Here is a 4,430-nt window from a genome sequence, read left to right on the forward strand (position 1 = left end):
CCAATGCGCCGTGCGAGACGTGTCACAAAAGCACCGTGACATTCGCCGGGGCACGGATGAATCACTCTGGAATCATTGCGAATTGCGCCAGCTGCCACAACGGCACGACCGCTACCGGCAAGCCGACCAGCCACATCGTCACTAATGCGCCGTGCGAGACGTGTCACAAAAGCACCGTGACCTTCGCGGGCGCCCGGTTCGATCACAAGGGTGTCAGCACAACCTGCATCAGCTGCCACAATGGGACGATGGCTTCAGGCAAGCCGCCCAGGCATTTTGTAACGGCTTTGCCCTGCGAAACCTGTCATCGGACCACGGCGTGGACGCCGGCGATTTACCAGCACACATCGGCAGCCTTCGTCAATCACGGGACGGCGCTAAACTGCAGCAGTTGCCACACATCGAATGCCCAGATCATCCCCTGGAAGTTTCCTGCATTCCGGCCGGATTGCGCGAGCTGCCACGCCGATAAATATCGCCCGATGTCGCACGTCAAGTTCGAGCGGCCGGTGAAGGTCTACTACACGGTCGCGGAACTGCGAGACTGCGCAGGCGCCTGCCACATATTCACCGACAACACGCAGCGAACCATCTCGACACGGCGCGCCGGGGTGCACCGCGCCTTTGGAGGAGGGTGGTGATGGTCGGAACCTTCCATCGCCGGCTTGTTTCGCTCGCACTTGCGGGAGCGACGCTGTTCATATTGCGATCGGCGTCCGCTCAGCCCGTTGTTGACCAAGCCTTGTCGGACGCGCAACTCGCCATCCAGAAGGACTGCACGATTCTCAAGGTTAATTTCAATATCCGCATTCGCTATGCCAGTCATTTCCCGCTCGACGGAGGCGATGAGCTGCGGATCACGGTCAATCCCATCGATCGTAATCAGGCGGCCGCGTTGTCAACATTGAGGCGCGAGGCAGCGACGGTACCCGACGGAAAGCGCGCCGGAATCAAGGCGATCGATCTCGAGACGCAAAATCCGACCGGCCCCGTACTTCGGATTGTTTTCGATCGTCCGGTCGCCTATCAGGTCGCCGCGGCCTCCGATAGCCAGAGCATCGTGGTCGCAATTGCCCGCGCGAAGTCATCGGCAAAGTGCAAGCCGATATTTCCAGGATCGGCATTCATGACGCCATCGGTCGGCGACGGCACGGCGACCACTGGTCCCAAAAGCAGACCGGTTGGCAGGATTTCCGACTCGGATCTAAGGGCGGTCGCCGGCTGGATGGACGAGGCGCGAGCCGCGCTGCGAAAGAGCAATCCCGGTGGGGCGATCCAGATCCTGACGAAGATTCTCAAATATCCGGAGAATCAGTACAGCGCCGACGCCCAGGAGCTCCTGGGTCTTGCGCGCCAGAAGAACGGCCAACCCGGCGAAGCAAGAGCCGAATACGAAGATTATCTGCGTCGCTATCCAAACGGCGAGCAGAGCGAGCGAGTGCGGCAGCGCCTGGCCGGCATCGTGACCGCACGCGGTGAACCTAACACGCCGCTCCACACTTCGAATGGGCAACCCGTCGGTATGCCGCCAACTGACAGGTTCGCCCCGCCTCGGGAGACGACTTGGACTCTCGTTGGCAGTGCATCGGCATTTTATATTCGCGACGACAGCTTCCGTTCCGTGCGGGATCCTTCGATCGCTCCAGATCTCAACGCGGATCCGGATTCGCATCGCGTTCACCAAAACCAAATGCTCTCCAGTCTCGATGCGACTGCGGCCTGGAATAACGATCAGACCAAGGGAAGAATTCGCTTTTCCGGCAGCGAGGAACACAGGTTCGATGCCAGTTCGAGGGACCTGGCAGGTGTTGCTGCCCTATCCGTCGATACCCTGGTAAAGGACTGGAATTTGCGCTCGGTGATCGGCCGCCAGACCCTCAACAGGGACGGGGTTCTCGGTCGGTTCGATGGCGCGCTGATCAGCTGGCAACCGCTTTCGATGTTGAAAATTGACCTGGTCGGAGGATCGCCCGCAATCAGTCGCTTCGATGTGCCGTTCAAGGACGAGAAATACTTTTACGGCGCGGGCATCGGCCTTGGGCCGTTTCTGGGCGGACTGGAAACAACTCTCTATGCGATCGAACAACGGGATCGATGGCTGGTGGATCGCGGAGCGATCGGCTCGGACATCCGTTACTTCGATGCGAACAAGTTTGCATTTGCAAACGTCGACTACGACATTCATTTCCAGAGGCTGAATGCGGCGATCTTCTCCGGATCGTGGATATTGCCCGACCAGTCGACCATCTACGGCGGCGCCGATTATCGCCGGACGCCCTTTTTGTCGACCTGGAATGCTGTGCTGAATCAGCCCTTCGCCACGCTTTACGATATGCTCAAGCTTCAAACCAAGGAACAGTTGCTGCAACTCGCGCGCGATCAAACCCCGATATACAAATCTGCCATGATTGGCTTTTCACACCCGCTGACGGACAAGCTGCAGGTGAGTGCGGATGCCACCGTCGTCAATCTGACGGCACCGATATCGCCGATTGGCCTGGATCCCTCGTTGGCGACGCTTCCGGCCGGCAACGAATATTACTACTCTGCCCAGCTCATCGGCAGTAACTTCGTCAAGGATGGCGACATTTATATTGCGGCGCTGCGCTATTCGCAATTGGCGACCTCGAGCCGTTACGTGCTCGATTTTAACACGAGATACCCGATTACTGCCGATTGGCGGCTTAGCCCGCGTTTGAGACTTGGCTACACCAAGGGCCGCGGCAATGATCTCACGGAATACACGGTACTTCCGTCCCTCCTCGTCGACTATTATTGGAGCAAGGAACTAAGCCTGGAGTTTGAGGTCGGCGCGCAGTGGACAGCCAGTTCCCGGTCCGGCATCAAGAGCCGCGATACCGAATTGGTGGCCACGATCGGATTGCGCTATGACTTCTACACCGACACCAGCACAAAGCTGGACGATGCAAGAAACAAGCTGGCAACACCCGCTGCTGCCGCGCTCTGTCGTTACAGCGCTCGTCCCGAGAATGGTAGTTGCGCTTCTGCCGCGGCAGGCGTTCGATGAGGCCATAGCGAACAAGCGGAGATCTCGTCGTCAACCAAGATCGGAGCGACCACGCGCTTTTCGAGGGCGATCACGCTTTCGTCGTTCCTCTGTGCGTCGCTGGCCTTGGCACAGCCGCCAAATGCTCAGCTGCCAAACGCGCTTTCGCTTAACTCATCGTTACTGAAGCATACCGTCGGCATTGAATCGGGGAGATTCCCAAAGGCCCGTGGATGAGCGAATCTGGCGCCCTTGATTCTGATTCTGTTTGGGAGGATGGGGCATGGCAAGGCCATATTCGGACGATCCAGCGACAGTCTGCGAACCGGAGTGGCAAACCGCTTGTCGACGAAGTGGCAAACACAACCGACGAAGCCTTAAAAATCAATAGCTTGATGTGGGCAAATGGCGCTCCCTAGGGAAGCCCGTGAAGCGAACGACTTCAATATGTTAGCGAAAAATTTGGGGAAATCATACCTCATTGATCTTCATGGTACTTCAGCGTGATCCCCCAAACCATTTTCCCGAAGATCGCGCGGTCCAATCGGCGGACCGGCGTTCCTTAGTAGTACCCGTTTGAGCGGTTTGACGTGCGCCCTCCGCGTCCCGAACGCAGTGGGTATCTTCTAAGTTGTTGATTTTTCCTGTCGTGGCAGGTGTTCCCGCCACGTTTTGTTACGGTCGTTTCACCCAATTCGTTGCGATTTCGTTGCGGCGTTCTCAGGGAGAACGGCGGCGAAGGACCTATCATGGGGAACCTGCGTGCCTACTATAGGACCAGACTTGCGCGTATCGGGCGCAGCGCCACGGAGGCGGAAGATCTGATGCAGGAGGCGTTGATGGCGATCCACACAAGGCGCCACACCTACGATCCGGCCGAGGCGCTGACACCGTGGGTATACGCCATTGCGCGCTATAAGCTCATCGATCATCTGCGCCGGACACGCGCATCGATGGCGGATATACCCATTGAGGACGCCGAAGAACTCATGGCGCAAGACGATTATGTCGGTACGGAAAGTGCCAACGATATTACGCGGTTACTGAGCGAGTTGCCGGACAAGATGCGGCGGGCAATCCAGGCTGTGAAACTGGACGGTTTGAGCGTGGCCGAGGCGGCGAGCCAGTGCGGCATGTCGGAATCGGCCGTGAAGGTCAACGTCCATCGGGGACTGAAGGCTTTGGTCGCCTCGATTGCCCGGGAGAAGCGCATATGAAGACTGAAGACCTGATTTCCATGCTCAGCACCAATGTCGAGGTGGTCGATCATCGGCGGACCGCGCGAAACATCAGCATGGCGGTCGTGGCGGGTGCCACAGTGGCGGTGGCTACGGTGTTCTTTGTGCTTGGTCCGCGTGCGGACCTGACGACGGTAGGAACCTTCATTCCTTCACTCTTGAAGGTAGCCTTTACGGTCATAATC

General features: G+C 58.1%; 2 protein-coding genes and 2 pseudogenes. All 4 read left to right on the top strand.

What is annotated here, in order from left to right; all coding sequences use genetic code 11:
- Positions 1 to 641, top strand: a pseudogene (locus WCE35_RS20635) (hypothetical protein); the annotation flags it as partial.
- Positions 641 to 3,028, top strand: a complete 2,388-nt coding sequence (locus WCE35_RS20640) for a tetratricopeptide repeat protein (protein ID WP_424595171.1) — start codon at positions 641 to 643, stop codon at positions 3,026 to 3,028. The pseudogene WCE35_RS20635 and the gene WCE35_RS20640, both read left to right, overlap by 1 nt.
- A 725-nt stretch (positions 3,029 to 3,753) precedes the next feature.
- Positions 3,754 to 4,224, top strand: a pseudogene (locus WCE35_RS20645) (sigma-70 family RNA polymerase sigma factor); the annotation flags it as partial.
- Positions 4,221 to 4,430 (top strand): NrsF family protein (locus WCE35_RS20650; RefSeq protein WP_424595172.1); only part of this gene is annotated, 210 nt, incomplete at its 3' end. The pseudogene WCE35_RS20645 and the gene WCE35_RS20650, both read left to right, overlap by 4 nt.

Origin of the sequence: Bradyrhizobium sp., from assembly GCF_049691595.1 — a bacterium.
Taxonomy (GTDB): Bacteria; Pseudomonadota; Alphaproteobacteria; order Rhizobiales; family Xanthobacteraceae; genus Bradyrhizobium.

Excerpts from the sequence above, each read along its gene's own strand:
- WCE35_RS20640 (WP_424595171.1), top strand. The coding sequence starts at position 641 with ATGGTCGGAACCTTCCATCGCCGGCTTGTTTCGCTCGCACTTGCGGGA.